This window comes from Emticicia sp. GW821-FHT11C11, assembly GCF_058808615.1.
Genome location: NZ_JBXARV010000002.1, coordinates 496,421 through 518,107, shown reverse-complemented (window position 1 = coordinate 518,107; position 21,687 = coordinate 496,421). Strand labels below are relative to the sequence as shown.

Sequence of the window (21,687 nt, the reverse complement as noted above, 5' to 3'; positions counted from 1 at the left end):
AAAATATAGCATCAGAAGGAACCGATGCTATATTCTGAGCAAAGTTTATTTGTCTGTTGGTGTGAGCTTAATTCTTTTCTTTAATACTATCAATCGTTACCCGTATTTTCCTGTTTACCATTTCGGTCACTACCATTGTGAGGGTAACCTTGTCGTCTTTGCCTTCCAATGTAATTGTAGCATGGAATGTTGAACCGTTAGGATCCTCAAAATCTGCCTTGATGACACTTTTACCTATTTTAAATGGGGTTGCCCAGTCACAGGTAGAAGATGTAATTTTGCCTGTCATGGTATTGCCGCTTCCGGGTGTAATCACTACCTGCGTTTTGGAAATTTCAATGCTGCTGTTTTCTTCAACTGTGCGTTGTACTACCCCTGTGCTGTCGAGATACTCAGTCAATGAAGAAGTCAGAGAAAGATTGCATTGCGCATAACCGGAAAAACCCGCCAGTAGTAATGTGAATAAAAGCAATTTTTTCATAATTGTTATTATTTAGAGTAAAACAAATACCAAATATAATAGCTACTGTGTAAAAACAGGTAGCTTGTAATGTAAATTACTTGAGTGGTTAAATTTAATTATGAGTGGGATTCGCCTGGTTTCCAACCATTTACGGTAAAAAAGAATCCTTTATATTAAAACCTTGCGCTATGGTTAAGATTCTGTCTCTTTTAATTATATTGACTCTCACCGGCATTTCGGCTGGTTGTAAAGAAGAAGAAAATGACCCTTCAAACCCAATTATTGGTCTGTGGACTTTAGATGAAGTTCAAACAGACACAATTGATGTGGTATTCAACTTTCGGAAGACTAAAAAGTTTGAATCTCTTAAGAGCGGATATAGATTTATGGTGAATGGTACAATGACCTCGTATCAACTGGCCGGTTGGTGTGCTACTCCGCCCGTATCATTTGAAGAATCTCCGGGCGATTGGACATTAGATGAAAACAAGCTGAGCATGAAAGTAAAATATTGGGGAGGTATACTGGACAGAAAATATCAAATTGTAAAGCTGGATAAGAATTCCTTACAATTGAAAGAGTTAGATTGAATTTACGAACTGATTCAAAACAGATAAAACTTCATGAAAAAAATAGGGATGTTACTTTTGGTAATGGCATTAATATCTTGCAAGGAATCAATCGATCCTGATACCAGCAATATGTTTCTGATTGAAAGCAGAACTTTTTTACTTTATTTTCCTACTGACGACTGGAAGCTGGTAAATCAACAGGGCACAGACAGCTACGTGGGTTATTTTGAACGGGGTAAGGACAGAATTTATTTTGATCATGGCATGTATAATGGCCGCATTGATAAAAATAAAACGCCCAAACCGCTTTATTATGAAGAAACCACCGTTAACGGTAAAAAAGCAGTTATTGCCAGGGAGCAAACAGGTAGTGGTATTGAGCTGACAGCCACTATCTGGAAAGGGGGAGACGATAATTTTACCTCAACAAAGTTTTATGTCAATGATCCCGGCAATGAAAAAGAAATGATAAAGATATTCAGAACTCACCGGTTCAAATAATGCCATTTGTGGCAGAAATATACAATCAGTGCGAATCCGCTAAGAGTTTTTTCATGTACAGCGCATTTTTTATTGCCGCCATACCCCATGTGTTATTGAAGAATATAAACGAATCTTTCCCGGTATTTTTAATTTCCCCGGCCAGCGCCTGCAATTCATATTCACTGTATTCAGACTTAAAAAGTTCGGGTTTGCCATGAAGGCGATAGTAGATAACTGAATGATGATTGCTGATTACATCTTCAGGAATGTCTTTAGGAATGCTCACCCCGCAAAACACAATGCCGTGTTCATGAAGTATTTCATATACCGACTCATTCCACCAGCTTTTATGTCTGAATTCAACCACATTAAGGTGTCGGTGGTTTAGCCCTTCTAATATATTATTGATGTTTTCTTTAGTGCAGATAAAAGAAGGAGGAAATTGAAATAAAAACCCGCCGAGTTTTTCCCGCAGGCTATTATCGATATGCTTACAGAACTCCGCTATCTCAATGTTAACACCCGCCATTTGGTTAATGTGTGTAATAGCCTGTGGGGCTTTTATAAAAAACAGAAACTTTTCCGGTGTTTGTTCATACCAGTTATTGAGCGTTTTCGCGGTGGGTTTACGATAAAATGAAGAATTGATTTCCACCGAGTTGAAATTTTCAGCATACACAGTCAGATAATCTTTCGATTGAAGACTCTCCGGATAGAAATGACCTTTCCAGTCTTTATTGGAAAAGCCAGAACAACCAATAAAATGATTCATGTAAATGTCTTTTCTTGGGAAAAACTGCTTGATGTCAAAAGAATAATTAAAAAATCTGAGCCATTATTATGTCTGAAACCTGAATTTTGGCTTCGATTTGATTAAACGGAAAATTTTCCTCATTTGTTTATTTACGAATATTAGCTGATTGCCTATTTAATTACACACCGGCAATGATAATGAGGATTATGCGCCACGATAAAAAGGACAGGTTTTGTCAGGAAATGATTTTGGTGGGTGGCATGGATTTTTTCAAGATTTAATAGTAGAAAATTTATTTTCATTATCTATTAAACTTAAAAATTTAAAACTATGGCAACTACAGAAAATAAGCCAAGAGAAGACGAAAGAAATACGTCAACTCAACAATCAGGAGACAGGAATATGAGTCAACAAGGGCAACAATCGAACCCGAACCGAGGCCAACAAGGACAAGAAAACCGAGGTCAACAAGAACAGGAAAACTGGAATCAAGGCCAACAATCGGGTAACCAGGATTCAAATCAACAGGCCGGTAACCGAAACACCAGCCAACAAGGCCAACAAAGTAACTCATCTTCTGGCCAGCAGGGACAATCAGACAGTTGGAACCAGAATCAGCAAGGCAGAAACCGCGATGGAGACAGAGAGGGAATCAATAAAAATGCCGATGCTGATTATTCTGAAACTACGGAGATTGATGAGGACGTTGATGGCAGAAACCGTGATCAGGACAGAGACCCTAATCGTCTCTGAAGTAGATAGACGATTGAATGCCCGTTGGCATAAGATAGTATAAGGTTGATGAAACACAAGACCGGTTTCGACGAATAGATTGCTAATCCTATTCTACGTCTTGTGTTTCATCAATTTTTTTATGGTTTTTGAGCCATTATCAGTCCTTGTCCGGGCACCCACTTATCATACTCCATATAGGTGGCAACATTTTTGGCCATTTCTTTTCCTCTTAATTTTTCAACCAGATGTAGTGCGCCGTCAATACCTGCCGAAATACCTGCGGTTGTAATAATATTGCCATTGTCTACAAATCGGGTGTTGCGAAGTACTTTGGCTGTAGGCACAACTTTCTGAAGATTGTCAATGCTTTCATGAAAAGTAGTTATGGTCAGGTTGTCTAACAAGCCCGCTTTACCTAAAATAAAAGCACCGGTACAAACAGAGAAGTAATACTGGGTAGTAGGTTTACGTGCCTGTATCCAATCAATAACCTGCGGGTCGTTAGAGGCATTGCCCGAGTTGCCCCCGAAGACAGCCAGTATGTCAAACGGTGGAGCATCGGTAATGTCATAGTCTGGAATCACCTTCAGTATACCTTGCGATAGGATAGGTTTTTTCGTTTTTGACACCGTAAAGATTTTGGCACCGGCATAGGAGAAAACCTCCAGTGGACCGGCAAAGTCAAGTACCTCCACACCATCTTGTAGATAGAAACAGACTGTCATTGGTTTTTTGATAAGGTTAGTCTTTTGAATGAGCTCCATGCCGCAGTGGGGGCAGGTGCCGGCTTTGGTAAAGGAAAGATTATCGCAATCATTGTTGCATGGTGGGCAAACAAACGCGTCTGCATCTGATTTCTGCGCAAAAACCGCTGCAGAAAATCCTAAGAACAGATAAATAAGAATAGCTTTCATAATGTTTTTCTTGCAAAGGTATAACCAAGCAACACACTATGAAAGGACAAGAATGGTGAGAATCAGGACAACTTCTTTAGTTCTTTCGGTATATGTCCGGTGTGCTTATTAATGAGAGTTGCTAATTGGTGGAGGCTCCCGATGCCGCATTCTTGTGCAATGGTGGTCATTTTCTCATTTCGTTTCAGTAATTGCAAAGCCCGTTCTACTCTCAGTTTTTCGATATAGGCTCCAATAGTGATTCCCGTTTTGGCTTTAAACAAACGTGTGAGGTTCCGTGGACTCATGTTGGCTTTTTCAGCTAGTAACTCAATAGATATTTTCATTTGCAGGTGCTGAACGAGCCAATCCTGAACCTCATGGATCTGGTAATTAATATGCTGACGGTATTGTAAAAAAATGCTTTCCTGCTTATCGGCACTGTCTCTTCTCAGGTATACAACCAGTTCTTTAGCCAGTTTGTAGGCAAATCGGGCCCCATGTCTTTCTTCTATCAGAAATAACGCAAGGTCAATGCCGGTAGTAATACCTGCGCTGGTGTAAATATTACCGCTTTTAACAAACAGTCGGTTTTGCTGCACTTTTATAGCCGGAAAATGCTTTTGCAGTGTTTCGATGTATTTCCAATGGGTAGTGCATTCAATGTCATTGAGTAGCCCGGCACGGGCTAAAGCAAATACACCTGTGCAGACAGAACAGACGTCTGCCTGCTTATTAGCAGCATCAATCAGCCATTTGTCAAAATCATTGTTGACGGCCAGATTTTTGTCAATGCTGAAACCCGGAATAATGAGGATGTCATCCGGAAGAAGATTAACTTCAGAGAAATGAATCAGTTTATCTGAAAAGAGCCCCGATGAAAACTGTTTTTTATCCTGATCAGAAACAAAAATGATTTCGTAGGGAATGCCATATTCCCCTGATTCATAAAAGACCTGTAAAGGCCCGGCTAAATCAAGAATGTGAACATCGTTCGACAGATAAAAAATGACTCTGTTTTTCAAATGATTGAACGTAGAACTATAAATCAGATATACTATTAATGCATTGAGACAGGCAGGTATACATGAAAAGTGGCACCATAGCCCAGTTCACTCGTAGCAGAAAGAAATCCGTGGTGGTTTTCAACAATCTTTTTGCACAGTGCCAGCCCGATTCCCGTACCTGCATACGATTGCTTATCGTTAAGCCTTTGGAAAATAGTGAAAATCTGCCGTGCAAACTGTTGCTCAAAGCCAATACCGTTGTCTTGAATTTCGATGAGATAATAACTTTTATTAGCATCTAATTCAATTATAGCGTTTATTTCTGTAAAGGTTAATTCGTGACAGCGTATGTTAACTACAGGCGATTCGGTTGAGAATTTGAGTGAATTACTTATTAAATTATAGAACAGCTGTGTTAATTGTAAAGGAATACCGGATACAACAGGAAGTATCTCACTGTTTATTACGGCCGCTTTTTCTTCAATCAGTAATTCAAAATCAACTTTTACAGTTTTCAGAATCTCATTCAGGTCAACCTCTACAAATTGTTCGTCACTTCTTGATAATCGCGAATAATCGAGCACATCTCTGATCAGATTAGACATCCGGTTAGTAGAATTGATGATTCTGTTAAAATAATCGCTCTGCTTATCGGTCAGTTCTAATGATTCATTGAGCAGTTTAGAAAAAGTCTTGATTTTGCGCAAGGGTTCCTGTAAGTCGTGGCTGGCTATGTAAGCAAATTGCTCCAGTTCATTGTTTCTCAGGCGCAGTTCTTCATTCATTGCTTTCAGTTTCAGCTCATGCTGCATCTGATCTGTAATGTCCCGGCCTAAAACGACCACTCCATATGTTTCTTCAGTTTCATCTGAAAGCGGAATATAAAATACTTCATAGAAACGATGAGATATAGGCGAATGATGAATAGGCTTGTGACCCGGAATTCCGCGGAATGCATCCATCATTAACTCATATGTGCCATTTTCTTTAATAACGGGGAAAATATCGGTTATTTTTTCTCCGATTACCTCGTCTCTTTTTCTACCGCTCAGTACTTCATAAGAATGGTTAAAGGTGATGATTTTGAAATCATCATCTACAGCCAGGATATAATCAACCGACGAATCGAGTACCGTTTCAATAAAATCGTTTTGTCTGGAGAGCGTCGTGTTTTTTACCTCAAGCTCTTTCTGATGCGCCAACAATTCCTGCTGTATTAATTTCAGCGCTTTGTTGTCGCGGAGTGTTTCCTCAATGAGTTTCTGTGCATGAATATCAACAAAAAAACCAATCCAGTTGGTTACCAGATCATTATCGTTCTTCACAGGCATTATTGAGATCAGATGCCATATCAGATTGCCTTTTTGCTTTAACCTGCCTTGTGTTTTAAAAATCGTTTTTGTAAGAATGGCTCTCTCCCAGTCAGAGTAAAACCCGCGGTAGTCAGGCTGATGCAGTAAAGAAACCCAGGAAAGATTGTTTGGCGATAAACCCTGTGCCTCAATAAACTCTTTGAGCCATTTATTGGTATAGCTTATTTTGCCATCATTGTTGATGACAAACATCATGAGCGGCAAATTGTCGCTCAGCATGCGGTAGCGGTTTTCGCTTTCGCCCAGTTTGTCAATTAATTCAAGCAGCTGAATGTTTTTCTTTCGGATTTCGTCATAGGCCGAAATAGAGGGTTCGTTCTTAAAGTATTCTTTAAACGACTCTATTTTAGTTTTTGAGAGGATACCGCCAAACTGGACACGGTATTTGAGTGTAGTTTCATGAAAATAATCCTTATAATTGGTCTGGATATCTCCAATAAGCCTGCGGGCATATGAAAACGCTTCGGCATTGATTGTTTTCAGATCCACTTTATCGTAAAGCACAGCCACAATTTCTTTCTGATTAAGGCGAAGCGGATTAATGCTCAATACAATAAAAGACTTATCGCCATAACTGATGGCAAGTCTGGCAACTTCCGAAACGGCAGTGGCAAAAGTTGTCTGCGAAGCTATGGAAAGACCGCACAACTCAGCCAGCCTCATCGTTCTTTTATGAACAATTATGAGGTCCATTTCGTTGTCCAGATTTATTCTTATAATCTCTTCCATAACCTACCTAATTTACTTTCCCTATTAATAGCGTCATGTCATCACTTTTTCTGGCATTGTCTTTAAATATGGCAGCGGCAATAATAGGAGAAGCATATTTCAATATTGCCGGAAACTGATTCAGATCCCAGTGATTTTTAATGCCATCTGAAAACATAACGATATGTTGATAATCTGCATTTGATAAAACATGAGAATTCATGGAAGAAGGGATATTTAAACCAATAATACCGTTGTGCGACATCACTTTTTTGCTATTCAGGCCATCATAAAATCTGGTAGTTATATTGCCGATTCCGCAAGATTTCCACTCTTTTTTAGTATGATGATAGATTGCAATGCTCCCTACCAGCCCCCTTGTTTTTTTTACCTTCTGATGCATAAAGCGCAGTATGTCGGTCGGTTCGGTTTCTTCACATTCTTTAAACGCCTCAATGGCAGTCTGAACCGCCTCGTGTGCATGGTGGCCATGACCTAAGCCGTCGCCCAGGAATATCTGAGTTTCATCGCCATTTTTTTTTATGTGGTAGCCGTCACCGCAAACCGTTTCTCCGGGCATGCATACCTGTAAGGCATCAACATAGATTTCATTTTTTCGCTGAACAATCCTTTTTTGTGCTTCTTCAGGTAATACTTTAGCATAAGCCACCGTGCCCCAGCCAATATTTGAGTAGATTTGAAAAAAGTTACTCAGGCGGTCAATGGCTCCCAGTCCGTGCCCCAGTGTATTTGATGAAGATGCCCCGTCTTTCATCATTTTGTTAATGTTGTTGTTCCCCGGGCCATTGTCTATGCAATAAATTTCAAAAACTTCTTTATTATTGGCTGTAGTAGTTAATCTATACAATATTTCGCCACTTCCGGCATGTTTAATCAGATTAGACAGCAGTTCCGATACTACAATATCCAATTCACCTGCCCGCATCGATGAAAACCCAGTTTTTGCAATAAGATTATGAATTTCTCTTTTCACAAAAGAGAGATAGCTCCTGTCTTCAATCTTATAGGCAAAGAAAAAATTATTATCCATTCTTCCATTTAATTATGCTGATAGTTGTTCCCTTGTCTATAACTGATTGAATATCAAATTCACTTACCAATCTTTGGGCTCCCGGCAATCCTAGTCCTAAACTTTTACCTGTTGTAAATCCATCTTTCATGGCCTGGTTAATATTGCTAATACCAGGGCCTTCATCAACAAAAATCAATCGTACGCCGTTGTCTCTTCCTTTATTCACAATCTCAATATTTACGATTCCTCCTCCGGCATATTTAAGCATATTACGTGCCAGCTCACTGACAGCCGTAATAAGCTTGGTCTGATTTACCAAGCCCATACCAATTTTAGTAGCCCATTCTTTTACCCGGTTGCGCAAAAAAATAGTATCCTGTTCTCTGGCTATTTTAACAATATCTTTATTCAGAACTACTATCATCTTCGTCTTCTTCTTGGGTGTCGAGCACTATTTTCGAACGCAGCAACTCCATTCCTCTTTCAACATTCAGCGCACAATGTATTCCTTTCAGAGGCAGGCCTAATTCTACCAGGGTAATCGCTACAGCAGGTTGCATACCTACTACAACGGTTTCGGCATCCATGATTTTCGACATTGTTGATATGTTGCCTAAGATACGGCCCATAAAAGAATCTATGATAGAAACGGCAGAGATGTCTATCAAAACCCCTTTTGAATTATGTTTTCTGACCATACTGGCTAAATCAGACTCTAACGTTTCTGCTAATTGGTCATATAAATCAACTTGAATGGTGACCAACAAAAAATCACCCATTTTAAGAATAGGTATTCTATCCATAGTCAATTAATGTATACTAAAGTGGTATTTTGTTATATAATCTTTGAAAGTGCTTTTTTCCTTACTTCTAAGTCAAGCATATTAAAAGCCATTTTTAAAGCGCTGGCCAATGTGGCTTTAGTGACAATTTCAGACAAGTCTATACCCAGGTGTACAACCGTTTGAGCAATTTCCGGACGGATACCGCTGATAATACATTCGGCACCCATCAGACGCGTAGCGCTTACGGTTTTTATCAGGTGTTGTGCAACCAGTGTGTCAATGGCAGGTACGCCCGAAATATCAAGAATAGCAATTGAGCTTCCGGTCTCTACTATTTCCTGCAAAAGATTTTCCATTACAATCTGTGTACGGGAGCTGTCTAGCGTGCCAATGATTGGCAAGGCCAGAATCCCATCCCATATTTTAATTACAGGGGTAGAAATTTCAGTAATCTCGTCGGTTTGGCGTAGAATGACATCTTCCCGTCCTTTGATGAACGTTTCAAAGGTAATCATACTGAAATTATCGAGAAGGCTGCTGATTCGCATACTTTCAGTATACAATACAGAGACGTCGGTAATTTCTTCTGATAGTGTTTTTAAGATTGCTGTTTTTAAACTGAGTATATAAGCACCGGTTTCACGCGGAGAAAAACCTTTTCGGGCTCTGGCTACAGCAATACCGGATAGAATCTCTTCAATTTTTTCAAAATCTCTTGATTGAAAATTGTCGAAATTATTCTCGCTAATGCTGGCTGCAAAAGAATTGATTAACTCTTCTGACTGGATACGTTGTTCTTCGTTAGTAATTAAGTCTTCACGTAAACCTTCATTGCTTAACTGATACTGAAACCATAGTTCAAGAATATACTTTTTCTTGGCTTTTATGATTTTCACGGCTTCATTTTTCATATGTATCACCTTATGTTTATTGCTTATTATTAAGCAGGTTGAAAATGCGTTTGAAAAAATTCTTTTAATAAATGTGAAAGCTCCTTAATGCCTGAAGGCTTGGTAATAAAAGCAGCGGCACCTAGTTGCTTGGTTGCTTCTATATCTTTCGGATGCGATGATGTTGAGTATATAACAACAGGTATCTGTTGCAGACGGGAATTTTTCTTTATTTCTGTTAGAAACTGTATGCCATTAATGCGAGGCATGTTTAAATCGAGAAAGATATAGTCAGGTAAAGCGGCTTTTGCCTGCGTCAGGATTTCTAAGGCTTCCATGGCGCTGCTATTAATCACACAATGCATTTTCAGACCTGAATCCTCTAAGGCTAAATTAAAAATCTCCTGGTCGTCCTGATCATCATCTATTAGTAGGCATGTTAAAGCAGTGGGCATATCAAAAAAGTTGAAAAGCAAATATAGCATTTGTTTTAGCAATATAATATTTATTTATTGATGCACGAAAAATTCAGTTATAAACAACGTCTATACGTGTTTTTCTATTCTTTGGACTATGATTTATTGATTAAATGGCTATTTGTTTTTTCAAAATGGCGGCTTAAAACATGAAATAAACAGGCATTTATGCTTACGGGAATTTAACATATATACACTCAATTGATGTGCAACACATGCAGGTATGGGCAACCACTATTCAAACTAATATTTAGTTATCAGTATATCTTTTGTAAATTGGAATCCTGAATAATTATATCATACAACTTAATCTTATTCAACTATATGAAAAAGACGTTATGCCTGTTATTGTTTTTTACATGGTTTAATGCCGTCAGCCAGGAAAAACTGGTTAATGTGAACGGAAAAAATTTTGCAGTCTATACCAAAGGCCTTGAAAAGAGAAAGCCCGGTGCCCCGGTGCTCATTTTTGAAAACGGAATGGGAATGGGTATAGGTAACTGGAACACGGTCATTAATCAATTGGCGGAGGTTGTACCGGTTTTTGCATATGATAGAGCGGGAGTGGAGAAGACAGATAAAATTTATGAAATGCCTACGCCTAAGCGAACGGCTGATAATCTGATGGCCATTCTGAGTACTATGGGTATCGCTCCTCCCTATGTATTGGTCGGGCATTCGATAGGAGGATTATATGCCAGAAGCTTCGCAGGGTTCTATCCGTCAACCGTAGCAGGACTGGTTTTTGTTGATCCGGCTGACTTTACCGAAACGAAAGACAACTGGAATCAGATTTTCAGAGAAATAGGGGTATCTGAAAAGAAAATAGAAGAGATGATGCTCACTCGTTTAAATCAGCAGACGCAAGCTACCAGTCGTGATTCTCTTAATTTTGGGCCTTGGAGTGAAAGGCAGGTTTTGGGTAGTTTACGAAAAACGGATTTTGCCGAGGTAGCGGCATTACCAATGCCCAATGTACCGATTTACTTTTTCGTTGGCGGAAAATTGGAAGTGCCACTTGACAGGCGCAGCAAAGATTATGATCACGAGCGTTTCTTTCATGTGAAAAATGATAAAAATATGGAACGCTGGAGAGCTTTAATACATGCGTCCGGCAAAGGCGGAATGTTGATTTATCTGGCAAACAGTGGCCATTATATTCATTGGGAAGAGCCTGACGCAGTTATTGCGGGTATCAGATTATTGCTGAGCAGTTTAGATAAACAAAAATGAAAAGACTTTGCTGCTATTTAAACAGAAATAAAGTGTAGAATCTGATAGATGTTTGCTCAATCGGATTCAATATTTTCTGTGACCTCTTACTATCTGGATCAAATTACGAGCCCAATCAAAGGAGGGAATAAGACTGATAGTAGATTATTTTGGACAATTAGTTGATTCTTATATAAGTTTCTCTATCGGATAGATATACTATAATAATTTAATTAGCTTTGCTCCTCTCAAGGCCGTAACTTGCGTTTCTGAAAGAATCAATTTGTAATGAAATACTTTCCTTTAGTTGTTTGTGCCGTGTGCCTGTATGCATGTTCCAACAAATCTGTTCCGCGGGGAGCCGGTTTACCCTGGGCGAGTGGAATTCAGCAGATTCCGGGTAAAATTGAATGTGAATACTATAATAAAGGCGGTGAGGGTATTGCCTATCATGATGTAGATAGTGTCAATAATGGTAGCGGGAAGCTGAATCCGGCAAACGGAAGTTTTCTGAATGAGTTCAGAATGGGAGAGGGGGTGGATATTTCCTATACCAAATCTAATGATATTGATAACACAGGCTATAATAAAGTAGCTACGGAAATAAATAAATTGTATGTTGGGTGGACAGAGCCCAGCGAATGGATCAAGTTTTACGTTAATGTATTAGAATCAGGTATGTATGATGTGGGGTTAATGTATACAGCTAACGGAGATGGTCTTATTTCGTTAGAAATAGATGGAAAACCTTTAGCTGAAAACCTGAAAGTAGTTTCAACATTTGATGCGAAAGATCCGGTAGCTTGGCGCCAATGGCATCATTGGAATAAAGCAGAAGCACTGGCACGTGTTAAATTGAAAAAGGGAGTGCATACATTAACACTACGGACAGTAGCCCATGGCAATATGAATTACGATTACCTTGAATTCAAAAAAACACTGAACTAAAATTGTATAAGAATGAATCAGTATGTGATCATCGCCCGGGATGGTTCAGACAATGCAGCCCTTGACCGACGTATTACTGCCCGACCTACACATCTGGCCGGGGCCAGAGAGTTAAAAAATCATAATAATTTTGTTGTAGGAGGAGCCATGCTCGACGATAACGGCAATATGATTGGTTCTGTTATGATAGTTCAGTTTGAAAACGACGAACAATTCAAAAACTGGTATTACAATGAACCTTACATTACCCGTAATGTTTGGCAATCTATTGAAATAAAACCGTTTAGGGTAGCAGATGTTTGAGCTTGAAATTTTTGGCATGATAATTTTAATAAATTATTAAGTCTACAAAATGTGTCATTTTATCCACTATTTTTGATGAAATGGCTATAAAAAGTGCAAAAATCACCTCTTTATTATGAATATCAAATAATATGTTTTTAGCTTGAATTTTTTTTTTAATCACTTTTTAATAATTTTACCCTCCATTTTTTAAATGTGTCTTAATTTTAATAAACAAACTAAACAAACCTTCAAACACATGAGAAAACAATTTCTACTTCTCTTAATGCTGGGGATTATTTTTACCGGATGGCAGGCGTCTGCACAGGAAAGGACGGTATCTGGTAAAGTAACAGCCTCAGAAGACGGTTCACCACTACCGGGTGTAAGTGTTTCGGTAAAGGGTTCAAAACAAGGAACTCAATCAGATGCGTCCGGAGTTTACAAAATCAGTGTGTCAGGTAATGCGACCTTAATTTTCAGTTTCATCGGTACTATCACTCAAGAAGTAGCGGTAGGAACCCGCTCAATTGTTGACGTACAATTGGCTCCAGACAACAAACAATTAAGTGAAGTTGTAGTTGTTGGTTACGGTACTCAGAAAAAAGCTGAATTTACCGGTGCAGCCTCAACAGTAAAGGCACAGCAGATTGCTGAACGCCCCGTACAAAGTTTCTCTCAGGGTTTAACAGGTCAGGCTTCAGGTGTAGCCATTACACAGCCTAACGGTTTGTTAAATAACCCTCCGGTTATTCGTGTACGTGGTCTTAGCTCACTTTCATTGAGCTCGTTCCCATTGGTTGTAATTGACGGTATACCTATTGCTACCGGTGACGTATCTGGTAACGCCAGTACAAACAACCCGTTGGGAGATATTAACCCTGCTGATATTGAATCTATCGACATTTTGAAAGATGCTGCTTCTGCTGCTATCTACGGTTCTCGTGCAGCTGCCGGTGTATTATTGATTACTACTAAACGTGGTAAAACAGGTAAAACCAAAGTTACTATTGATAGCTGGGCTGGTGTAAGCAACGCAGTGCGTCTACCAGACGTATTGAATGCACAACAATACATGGACCACAAAAACATGGCAATTGCCAATGCATTGGCTAATAACCCTGCTGCAATTCCAGCTACTCAGAGAGATGCTAATAATAAATCATTCCTGCCTGCATACAATGCAGATGGTTCTTTGATTGACACCGACTGGTACAAAGAAGTATATCGTACAGGTTTCTCACAAAATCACAACCTTACTCTACAAGGTGGATCAGACAAAACTACTTATTATTTCTCGGCAGGTTTTTCTGATCAGGATGGTTTCTTGAGAGCCAATAGTTTCCAACGTCGTTCTGGTCGTTTGAATATGGACCACCAGGCAACCAATTGGTTGAAATTGTCTGCTAATATCAACTTCTCAAACTCAATGAACAAATCGCCGAACAGTGGTTCTTACTCAGGTGGTGCATTTGCTACATCAGGTTTGGGTCGTATTGCAGTTGCTCAGGTGCCAAACTTACCTGCTTACAATGCAGATGGTACTTACAACCTTGAAAATAACACAGTAGGTCGTAAAAATAACTTGTTGCCTGCACAGTTCCCAAATGCAGCGGTTTTAAGAGACCTGGATAAAAACACCTCTGAAACAAACCGTATTATTGCCAACTTAGGTGCTGAAGTGAAAATATATGATGGCTTAACTTTCAAAACCACGTATTCTTGGGACTTCAGAAATACTGAAAACATTCGTTTCTGGAACCCATATAATGGTGATGGTTGGGCAGCACAAGGTGATGCTTATAATCAGGCAGCTCGCGGTGACAACTGGAACTGGATTAACACCTTGCAGTACATGAAAACAATTGGTGAGAAACACAATATTTCACTTGTTGCGGGTTCTGATGTGCAAAAAAGAAGAACTACTACTTGGGGTGCATCGCGTCAGACATTAGCTGACTTCTTCTTCCAGGATTTCCAGGGTAACTACACTACTAACCTTGCTGGAGGTAACGGTATTTCGCAAGTGGCTTTTGAAGCCTATCTAGGTAGTGTAAGCTATAGCTATGCCGGTAAATATTTCCTTAGTGGTAACTACCGTCGTGATGGTAACTCTGCTTTGGCTGCTCAAAACCGTTGGGGTGATTTCGGTGGGGTTTCTGCAGGTTGGACAATCTCAGAAGAAGAATTCTTCAAATCGCTTGGCTTTGGCAACGCACTTTCTTCATTGCGTTTGAAAGGAAGCTGGGGTAAAGTTGGTAATGGTAACATGAATAACGCCTACGGTTCATACTCTACATTTGGTTCTGGCTTATATGGTTCTGCTGCCACATTGGCATTTAATCAGGCTGGTAACAGAGACCTGAAATGGGAAACAAGTACACAAACTAACATTGGTTTAGATGTTAGCTTCCTGAATGACCGTATCACTTTAGAGGCTAACTGGTATAACAAAGACATCAACAATTTGATTCTTGATGTACCTCAGGCGCCTTCAAAAGGTATCCCGGGTAACACAATTCTTGCAAACGTTGGTTCAATGTACAACAAAGGTTGGGAGTTCTCAATCGCTGCAGTACCTATTAATAAAGGTGGCTTCACATGGTCTACTAACATTAACTTCTCTACCAACAAGAACATGGTTACCAGTATGGTGGATGACAATACGCCAATCCTGACTAATACTTCTGGTTTGGAAGCTACAAACATCACAAAGGTTGGTTATTCTGCAGGTCAGATATATGGTGTAGTAACTCATGGTGTTAACCCTGCTAACGGACGTCGTATTTTCGTTACCCGCGATGGTAAAGAAGTGCAGTACAATCACTTAGGTGGTGCAACAGCATGGACATTCGTTGCCGATGGCTCAGCAACTGTATCTCCATCATCACAACAAGTGGTATTAGGAGGAACAATGCCAACCTGGTATGGTGGTTTCAACAATACATTGAAATACAAAGGATTTGACTTAGGATTAAACTTTACTTTCTCGGGTGGTAACTACATCTATAACGGTAGCAAAGCCGGTTTGAGAGACCAACGCGTTTGGAATAACTCAGTAGATGTATTGAATTCTTGGAAAAAAGCCGGTGATGTTACCGATGTACCTAAAGCAATCTATGGTGACAATATTTCAAACGGTTCATCGTTCTTGATTTCTGAGAACATTGAAAAAGGAGACTTCTTACGTTTGCAAACGGCTACTTTAGGTTATCGTGTGCCGGGTACATTCGGTAAAACAGGTATTACAGCTCTGAGAGTATATGCTCAGGTAAACAATGCCTTCTTGATTACCAAATATACCGGTGTTGACCCTGAAATCTCAACTAACGGAGATTCAAATAATGCTATGGGTATTGAACGTAATTCAATTCCTCAAGGAAGACAATTTACGCTTGGTCTTAACTTAAGTTTCTAATTTCTAAATGACATTGATTTTATGAAAATATTAAATAAAAAGATAGGGTTTCTATCATTGGCATTAACGCTTAGCCTTTCTTCTTGTAAAGAAGATTTCCTGAACGCTGTTCCGGAACTAAGCTTGTCAGATGCAACTGTTTTCAGTACTCCAGCCCGTGTTGAATCGCAGATAACAGGCTTATATGCTTCTGCCAAAAATGGTGCGCTTTTCGGTGGTCGTTATTTGATTTATAACGATATCCGCGCTGAAGAATTTGTAAACCGTACTACTAACTCAGTAACCGGATACTCAACGTATCAGGGTAACCAGGATCCATCGGATACCTATATTGCTAACTTCTGGGTGCAGGGCTACCTGACTATCAACAGAGCTAACTTGTTTTTGGAAGGTATTGTAGCAAATCCGAACGCTGTTAGTGCTGCAGTGGCTACTAACTACAAAGGTGAAGCTAAGTTCATCAGAGCGCTTACTTATTTCTCTTTGGTGCAGCTTTTTGCAAAACCTTATGCTTTAGATAATGGTGCCTCACCTGGTCTGCCTTTAAGATTAAAAGGTGAAGTTACTTCGGCTAATAACAACCTTCCCAGAAGTACTGTAGCTCAGGTATACGAACAGGTATTGAAAGACCTGAACGAAGCAGAAAATGAATTGCCGGACAACTATAGCACTCCATTGTTGCGTACAAGCAGAGCTCATAAAAACGCGGCAATTGCTTTAAAAACCCGTGTATTGTTGGCGAAGAAAGATTATGCAGGTGTGATCACTGAAGCAAACAAAATTGTATCTGCTGCTGCTCCTTTCAAATCTGCTAACAGAGTAGCGCATGAATTGCAACCTGATGTAGTTTCTGTTTTCAGAGCTCCATATACTTCGGTTGAGTCTATTTTCTCATTCCCTATGGCTGAAACAAATGGTCCGGGAGGACAAAACCAGTTGGGGTATTATTTCAATGCAGGTAACGTTGAGTATTATATCAATCCTGGTCCAACAGGTATTTATGCTAATCCGCAATTGAGAGCTTCTGATGATCGTAAATCTAAATTGATGGTTGCTACTACAAGCGTAGCTGCGTTCCCGTCAAGCACTAAGTTCAGCGGTGTGTCTCCTTACATTGATTTCGTACCAAGTATTCGTTATGCAGAGGTATTGTTGAACCTTGCTGAAGCAGAGGCAGAAAATGGTAGCCAAACGCGTGCATTAGCATTATTAAATGCTGTACACCGTCGTTCAGATGCCACTTATGATTTTGGCACACCAGCTAAAGCAGATTTGATTAATTTCATACTTACTGAAAGACGTATCGAGTTATTTGCAGAAGGTTTCAGAACTACTGATATACTGAGAAGAGGACAGCCGATCAATTCATTTGGTGCCGGTGCTTTGATTCAGCCATCAGATCCAAGATATATCTTTGGTATACCGTTGACAGAAATCCAGACTAACCCTGGTATCGGTAACTAAAATATTCCTGGTTTTTAATATATTTGTAATGGGTTGTCTTACGTTAAATTAGACAACCCATTTCTTTTAAACCTAATTAAAGAATACAATGAAAAATTTTGGAAAGCTATTCATTATAAGTTGTTTTGCCTGGATAGCAACTAATGCGCAAGCGCAGATTGCTATATCGGCTGATGCGATAGGAGGGACACCTCTGACCGGGCAATCGTATACCAATGTGAAGGGAACTCCTTATTTATTAGAAACATGGGAAATAGGTACGGTTACTCTGGCATCCGGTAAAAAGTTTGAAAATGTCAGCCTGATGTTTGATCAGGTAGCAAATATGCTGATTTTTAGAGATGTGGATGGAGGTATCAAAACCTTTAGTCAGCCGGTTGCAGCGTTTGTTATAAAAAAAGACCCGTATGTTTACCATTTCGAAAGAGGTTTGGATGGCGTCTTTTATGAGAAACTGGTGACTGGGAAATTGAACCTGTGGAAGAAAAATCATAAGTCATTGATTGATGAAAAACCTTATGGCTCTGCAACAGTGCAAAGAAATATTTTGAATAACACCAGTTATTATATCGGACAACTTGCTCAGCTTACCAAGATTAAAACCGATAGAAAATCTGTGTTAGCTTTATTTGGAGATAAAGCCACAGAAGTGGAAGAGTATATTAAAAAAGGAAAGTTGAATACGAAAGAGGAAGGCGATTTATTGAGAGTGTTTGATTATTATAATAGTTTGTAACAGGCCTATTGAATAGCCTGAAGTAATAATGCCGGTATTCCAGAAAGGAATACCGGCATTATTGCTTTTAGAGATACAGATTTGTTTTATTGGAGCATTTTAACTATTTTTTTATTTGAATGCAGAAAAAAAAAAGAGTGTAGAGTAGAAAATATAATATTGATTTTTGGTAGGATGTAATACCTTAAAATAGATGAAATAAATCAAAGCCAGAATACCCCAAAAAAGCTGAATGATGCTCATAATGGGCTATTTTGGTAAGATATTCCTTTAACTTTCGTATATTCTTTGGTAGTGAGGTTATCAATGTTGATTTCCTCAATTTGAGGAATTCCCAAATGTAAATTTATTAATGCCGATGAAATGATTTTGAGAAAAATGTCGTTAAGAGTTATGTATTAACTTGATAATCAGATATGTTCAATTTTTTTCACCTTGTTTATTTTCTACTTACCCTTAGCTCAGCATTACCCAAAACCGATGAAGCAGGCCGTAGTAAAGTAACAGACAAAAATATTGTTGCCGCAAATAATGTCGTAAAAAATCTATACCAGGAATGTAACCTTGATGGTATTGTGAGTTACGAGGCATTTCAGAAATCGATGGCAGGCTACGAAAAGTATCGCCCTGCCAAGTCAATTATTACTATAGTAGACTTTAATTTACCTTCAACGCGTGAGCGCTTTTTTGTAATAGACTTACTGCAAAAGAAACTTTTGTTTTCTTCTCTGGTTGCTCATGGGCAGAAGTCCGGCAATGATGTGGCACAGTTTTTTTCCAATACAATGGAATCGCACAAAAGCAGTCTCGGATTCTACATGGTCGGGCAGATTATTCGGAGCCCGAAACATGGCATGGCTTTATTGCTGGCAGGTTTGCAGAAAGGTATTAACGACAACGCCCGCCGTCGTGAGATAATTATTCACGGCGCTGATTACGTAAGCGAAAATTTTGTGAAACGTTTTGGAAGATTAGGACGGAGTTTCGGATGCCCAGCCCTGCCGAATGAGTTAATGCCCAAAGTAGTTCCGGTCATTGCCGATGGCAGTTTGCTATACATTCACCGTGAAAACTCATCCGTACAGTATGCTAAAAACTAGGAACTTAATTGTTTTTTTTAGTCTTGTTTTGTTGATTATTTTGAGCCTGAGTGGCTGTAAAAAGGGTAAAAGATTCCGCAGAGGTGCCTTGCAGGACTCAACCGTTTATTCGTCAAAGAATTTTACCGATATACTCCTCGATAGCACCATTGTAAATAATTTCTTCAGAAGTTTCTCAGTAAAAGATACCATCAGAGAAGAAGTAAGCGAGTTTTATGAAAGGAGATCTTATCAATCGGCCTGGTTTAATAAAAAGGGTATGAACCATGCCGCGCTCAATTTCCATAACCAGTTGAAAAACTACGCATATGATTTTGCAGATACTACTTTTCAGAATGCAGAGCTTGACAACCTTATTGGAGACGCCGAAAATGACGAAAAGGATTTTTTGAAACGAACGAAAGACGTGCAACGGCTGGAACTTCTGATGACCACTACTTTTTTTGAGTATGCCGAAAAGGTATATGGAGGGATAGCGAAAAACCCACTTGACCTGGAGTGGTTTATTCCGCGAAAAAAGAAAAATTATCAATTATTGCTTGACTCACTGGTTTCACTAAACAAGGGAGAACGTGTGCAGGAACCTGTAAACGGATATTATGTCCGGCTTAAGGAGAAATTACGGGTTTATAGAAATATTGAGCGACAAGGCGGCTTGCCTAAAGTTGTAACTTCTAGAAAACTGTTAGCCGTTGGCGACAGGGATTCAAGCCTCTTGGTAGCCAAGCAGAGTCTTTTCCTGACTGGTGACTTCAGCATTAAAGATACAAGCCAGACTTACACAGATTCACTTAGGAATGCTGTTATACGTTTTCAGCAACGCATGGGCTTAAAGCCAAGCGGTAAAATTGATGCGCTTACGCTGAAAGAGTTGAATCGACCTATCGATTTCCGTATCAGGCAGATTATGCTTAATATGGAGCGTTTAAGATGGGTACCTGTAGAGCTTGAAAAGAATTACCTGCTGGTAAATATACCTGAGTATATGCTTCATGTTTTTGAAAACGGCCAACAAGTGTGGACGATGGATGTGGTGGTTGGCAAAACAGCATCTCAAACCAGTATTTTCCGGGGTAATCTATCTCAGATAGTGCTGAATCCGTATTGGAATATACCGCAGAGCATTATCCGTAATGAAATTCTGCCTCAATTGAAACGAGGTACGTCTTATCTGAGCCGGAATAACATGGAGGTGCTGTCAGGCAATAAAGTTATTGACCCGTCGAGCATTAATTGGAATGGAATGGGTAACCACGTGCCTTATGCTATCAGGCAGAAACCGGGCAACAAAAACTCGTTGGGGAAAATGAAATTTTTGTTTCCTAACAGCTTCAACATCTATTTGCATGATACTCCGTCCAAAGGTCTTTTTGGTGAATCGAATCGAGCCTTCAGTCATGGTTGTATCCGCTTGTCAAATCCTAAAAAACTGGCCTTGTATCTGTTAAGAGATAATGCAGCCTGGAATGAGACAAAGGTTGATGGCGTACTGAAAACAGATAAGGAAACCGGAATCAAAGTTGCACCAGCCATACCTGTATACATTGTTTATTTCACCGCCTGGGTAGATACCTCTGGTAGAATCAATTTTCGTAACGATTTATATGGGCTGGATGCTAAGCTGTCGGCTGAGATATTTGAAGAATAGATTGATTTCGATCTCATTAATAATAAAATAAGCGAAAGCCGATGAATTTAAAATTCATCGGCTTTCGCTTATTAACCGGTAAAGAGCTTTAATTCAGAAATTCCTTATCTCTTTCATCACTCACCGGAGAGTTTTCACGAATCTCGTTATAGCCCCGGTTGTCGCTGATGTTTCCTTCTTCCGATTTTCTGATACTTTCTTCCCGGCCTTCAACTGCCTCTTTCAATTCTGCATCTTTCTCTTTTATTTTCTCCTTTCTTTCTTCTTCTTCTTTCATTTGTAATTCCTGTGCCTCATCACCTTTTTCTTCTCTGTCGTCTTCGTTGCCAATTGAAGAGGCTGAGCTGATAGATGACCCATAAAATTTCGGTTGTTCTACTCTCGGGATATCCTGTTTGCCGGGATAATTGATTTCGTCCGGTGATTGATCAGGAATAATGTCAGGAGCAGCCGGAGGATCAAGTTCCGTTCTCAACGGAGGGTTGTCTGAACCTTCGTTTTGGTCTGCTTTATCCGCTAGCCGCTGGTCAATAGTTTCCTGTTCCTGCTGCGCAGAGCGTTCCGGCTCTAGTAATGGGCCGTCCCATGTTTTTTCCGGTTGTGATGTACCGGGTTCAATTGCTTGTTCGCCACTTTGACTATAGAAGCTGTTTTCCTGGTCTTTCATATCGTGTGTGTTTATTTGTCTGAAATCAAGTAAAAATTGT

General features: G+C 39.5%; 22 protein-coding genes. 11 read left to right on the top strand and 11 right to left on the bottom strand.

Annotated elements, in window-relative coordinates:
• Positions 1-67: 67 nt before the first annotated feature.
• Entirely contained in the window at positions 68-481 is a 414-nt protein-coding gene (locus AC1RRY_RS12090) for a hypothetical protein (RefSeq protein WP_492820474.1), read from the bottom strand.
• A gap of 170 nt (positions 482-651) precedes the next feature.
• Between AC1RRY_RS12090 and AC1RRY_RS12085 the strand changes: the two genes are divergently transcribed.
• Positions 652-1,053 carry a lipocalin family protein gene (locus AC1RRY_RS12085; RefSeq protein WP_492820476.1) on the top strand — a complete coding sequence of 134 codons (402 nt, stop codon included), beginning with the start codon at positions 652-654 and terminating at the stop codon, positions 1,051-1,053.
• 33 nt (positions 1,054-1,086) lie between these two features.
• Positions 1,087-1,536: a hypothetical protein gene (locus AC1RRY_RS12080; RefSeq protein ID WP_492820478.1), complete on the top strand. Its 450-nt coding sequence runs from the start codon at positions 1,087-1,089 to the stop codon at positions 1,534-1,536.
• A 25-nt stretch (positions 1,537-1,561) separates the two neighbouring features.
• Here the strand turns inward: AC1RRY_RS12080 and AC1RRY_RS12075 are convergent, their stop codons facing one another.
• A complete protein-coding gene (locus AC1RRY_RS12075) occupies positions 1,562-2,290 on the bottom strand; it encodes a DUF72 domain-containing protein (protein ID WP_492820480.1) in 729 nt (242 codons plus the stop codon).
• Between the two features lie 312 nt (positions 2,291-2,602).
• On the opposite strand from AC1RRY_RS12075, the gene AC1RRY_RS12070 reads away from it, so the two are divergent.
• A complete protein-coding gene (locus AC1RRY_RS12070; RefSeq protein ID WP_492820482.1) occupies positions 2,603-3,025 on the top strand; it encodes a hypothetical protein in 423 nt (140 codons plus the stop codon).
• A 119-nt stretch (positions 3,026-3,144) separates the two neighbouring features.
• Here AC1RRY_RS12070 and AC1RRY_RS12065 read toward each other — a convergent pair whose 3' ends face one another.
• From AC1RRY_RS12065 to AC1RRY_RS12030, 8 genes are all read right to left on the bottom strand, one after another.
• Positions 3,145-3,921, bottom strand: a complete 777-nt coding sequence (locus tag AC1RRY_RS12065) for a DJ-1/PfpI family protein (protein WP_492820484.1) — start codon at positions 3,919-3,921, stop codon at positions 3,145-3,147.
• A gap of 62 nt (positions 3,922-3,983) precedes the next feature.
• Positions 3,984-4,925, bottom strand: coding sequence for a GlxA family transcriptional regulator (locus tag AC1RRY_RS12060; RefSeq protein WP_492820486.1), 942 nt, complete (start codon positions 4,923-4,925; stop codon positions 3,984-3,986).
• Positions 4,926-4,960: 35 nt separating this feature from the next.
• On the bottom strand, positions 4,961-7,009 hold the full coding sequence (locus tag AC1RRY_RS12055; protein WP_492820488.1) for a sensor histidine kinase: 2,049 nt from the start codon (positions 7,007-7,009) through the stop codon (positions 4,961-4,963).
• Between the two features lie 7 nt (positions 7,010-7,016).
• A complete protein-coding gene (locus AC1RRY_RS12050) occupies positions 7,017-8,039 on the bottom strand; it encodes an ATP-binding protein (RefSeq protein ID WP_492820490.1) in 1,023 nt (340 codons plus the stop codon).
• Positions 8,032-8,445 (bottom strand): anti-sigma regulatory factor, encoded by a 414-nt coding sequence (locus AC1RRY_RS12045; RefSeq protein ID WP_492820492.1) that lies wholly within the window; start codon positions 8,443-8,445, stop codon positions 8,032-8,034. Before AC1RRY_RS12045 ends, AC1RRY_RS12050 begins: the two co-directional genes overlap by 8 nt.
• The gene (locus tag AC1RRY_RS12040) at positions 8,426-8,824 is read right to left on the bottom strand and encodes an STAS domain-containing protein (RefSeq protein WP_492820494.1); all 399 of its coding nucleotides are present in this window, start codon (positions 8,822-8,824) and stop codon (positions 8,426-8,428) included. Before AC1RRY_RS12040 ends, AC1RRY_RS12045 begins: the two co-directional genes overlap by 20 nt.
• 32 nt (positions 8,825-8,856) lie before the next feature.
• Positions 8,857-9,717, bottom strand: coding sequence for an STAS domain-containing protein (locus AC1RRY_RS12035; protein WP_492820496.1), 861 nt, complete (start codon positions 9,715-9,717; stop codon positions 8,857-8,859).
• A 29-nt stretch (positions 9,718-9,746) separates the two neighbouring features.
• On the bottom strand, positions 9,747-10,151 hold the full coding sequence (locus AC1RRY_RS12030) for a response regulator (protein ID WP_492820498.1): 405 nt from the start codon (positions 10,149-10,151) through the stop codon (positions 9,747-9,749).
• Positions 10,152-10,496: 345 nt separating this feature from the next.
• On the opposite strand from AC1RRY_RS12030, the gene AC1RRY_RS12025 reads away from it, so the two are divergent.
• From AC1RRY_RS12025 to AC1RRY_RS11990, 8 genes are all read left to right on the top strand, one after another.
• Positions 10,497-11,405 (top strand): alpha/beta fold hydrolase, encoded by a 909-nt coding sequence (locus AC1RRY_RS12025; RefSeq protein WP_492820500.1) that lies wholly within the window; start codon positions 10,497-10,499, stop codon positions 11,403-11,405.
• A 267-nt stretch (positions 11,406-11,672) separates the two neighbouring features.
• Positions 11,673-12,332: a carbohydrate-binding protein gene (locus tag AC1RRY_RS12020; protein ID WP_492820502.1), complete on the top strand. Its 660-nt coding sequence runs from the start codon at positions 11,673-11,675 to the stop codon at positions 12,330-12,332.
• Positions 12,333-12,344: 12 nt separating this feature from the next.
• Entirely contained in the window at positions 12,345-12,635 is a 291-nt protein-coding gene (locus AC1RRY_RS12015) for a YciI family protein (protein ID WP_492820504.1), read from the top strand.
• A gap of 238 nt (positions 12,636-12,873) precedes the next feature.
• On the top strand, positions 12,874-16,032 hold the full coding sequence (locus AC1RRY_RS12010; RefSeq protein ID WP_492820506.1) for a SusC/RagA family TonB-linked outer membrane protein: 3,159 nt from the start codon (positions 12,874-12,876) through the stop codon (positions 16,030-16,032).
• Positions 16,033-16,053: 21 nt separating this feature from the next.
• Entirely contained in the window at positions 16,054-17,496 is a 1,443-nt protein-coding gene (locus tag AC1RRY_RS12005) for a RagB/SusD family nutrient uptake outer membrane protein (protein WP_492820508.1), read from the top strand.
• Between the two features lie 88 nt (positions 17,497-17,584).
• Positions 17,585-18,232: a hypothetical protein gene (locus AC1RRY_RS12000; RefSeq protein ID WP_492820510.1), complete on the top strand. Its 648-nt coding sequence runs from the start codon at positions 17,585-17,587 to the stop codon at positions 18,230-18,232.
• Positions 18,233-18,648: 416 nt separating this feature from the next.
• Entirely contained in the window at positions 18,649-19,332 is a 684-nt protein-coding gene (locus AC1RRY_RS11995; RefSeq protein WP_492820511.1) for a murein L,D-transpeptidase catalytic domain family protein, read from the top strand.
• Positions 19,319-20,980 carry a L,D-transpeptidase family protein gene (locus AC1RRY_RS11990; RefSeq protein ID WP_492820512.1) on the top strand — a complete coding sequence of 554 codons (1,662 nt, stop codon included), beginning with the start codon at positions 19,319-19,321 and terminating at the stop codon, positions 20,978-20,980. The genes AC1RRY_RS11995 and AC1RRY_RS11990 overlap by 14 nt, the downstream gene beginning before the upstream one ends.
• Before the next feature lie 88 nt (positions 20,981-21,068).
• On the opposite strand, the gene AC1RRY_RS11985 is transcribed toward AC1RRY_RS11990, so the two are convergent.
• Entirely contained in the window at positions 21,069-21,647 is a 579-nt protein-coding gene (locus AC1RRY_RS11985; protein ID WP_492820513.1) for a hypothetical protein, read from the bottom strand.
• Positions 21,648-21,687: the final 40 nt, after the last annotated feature.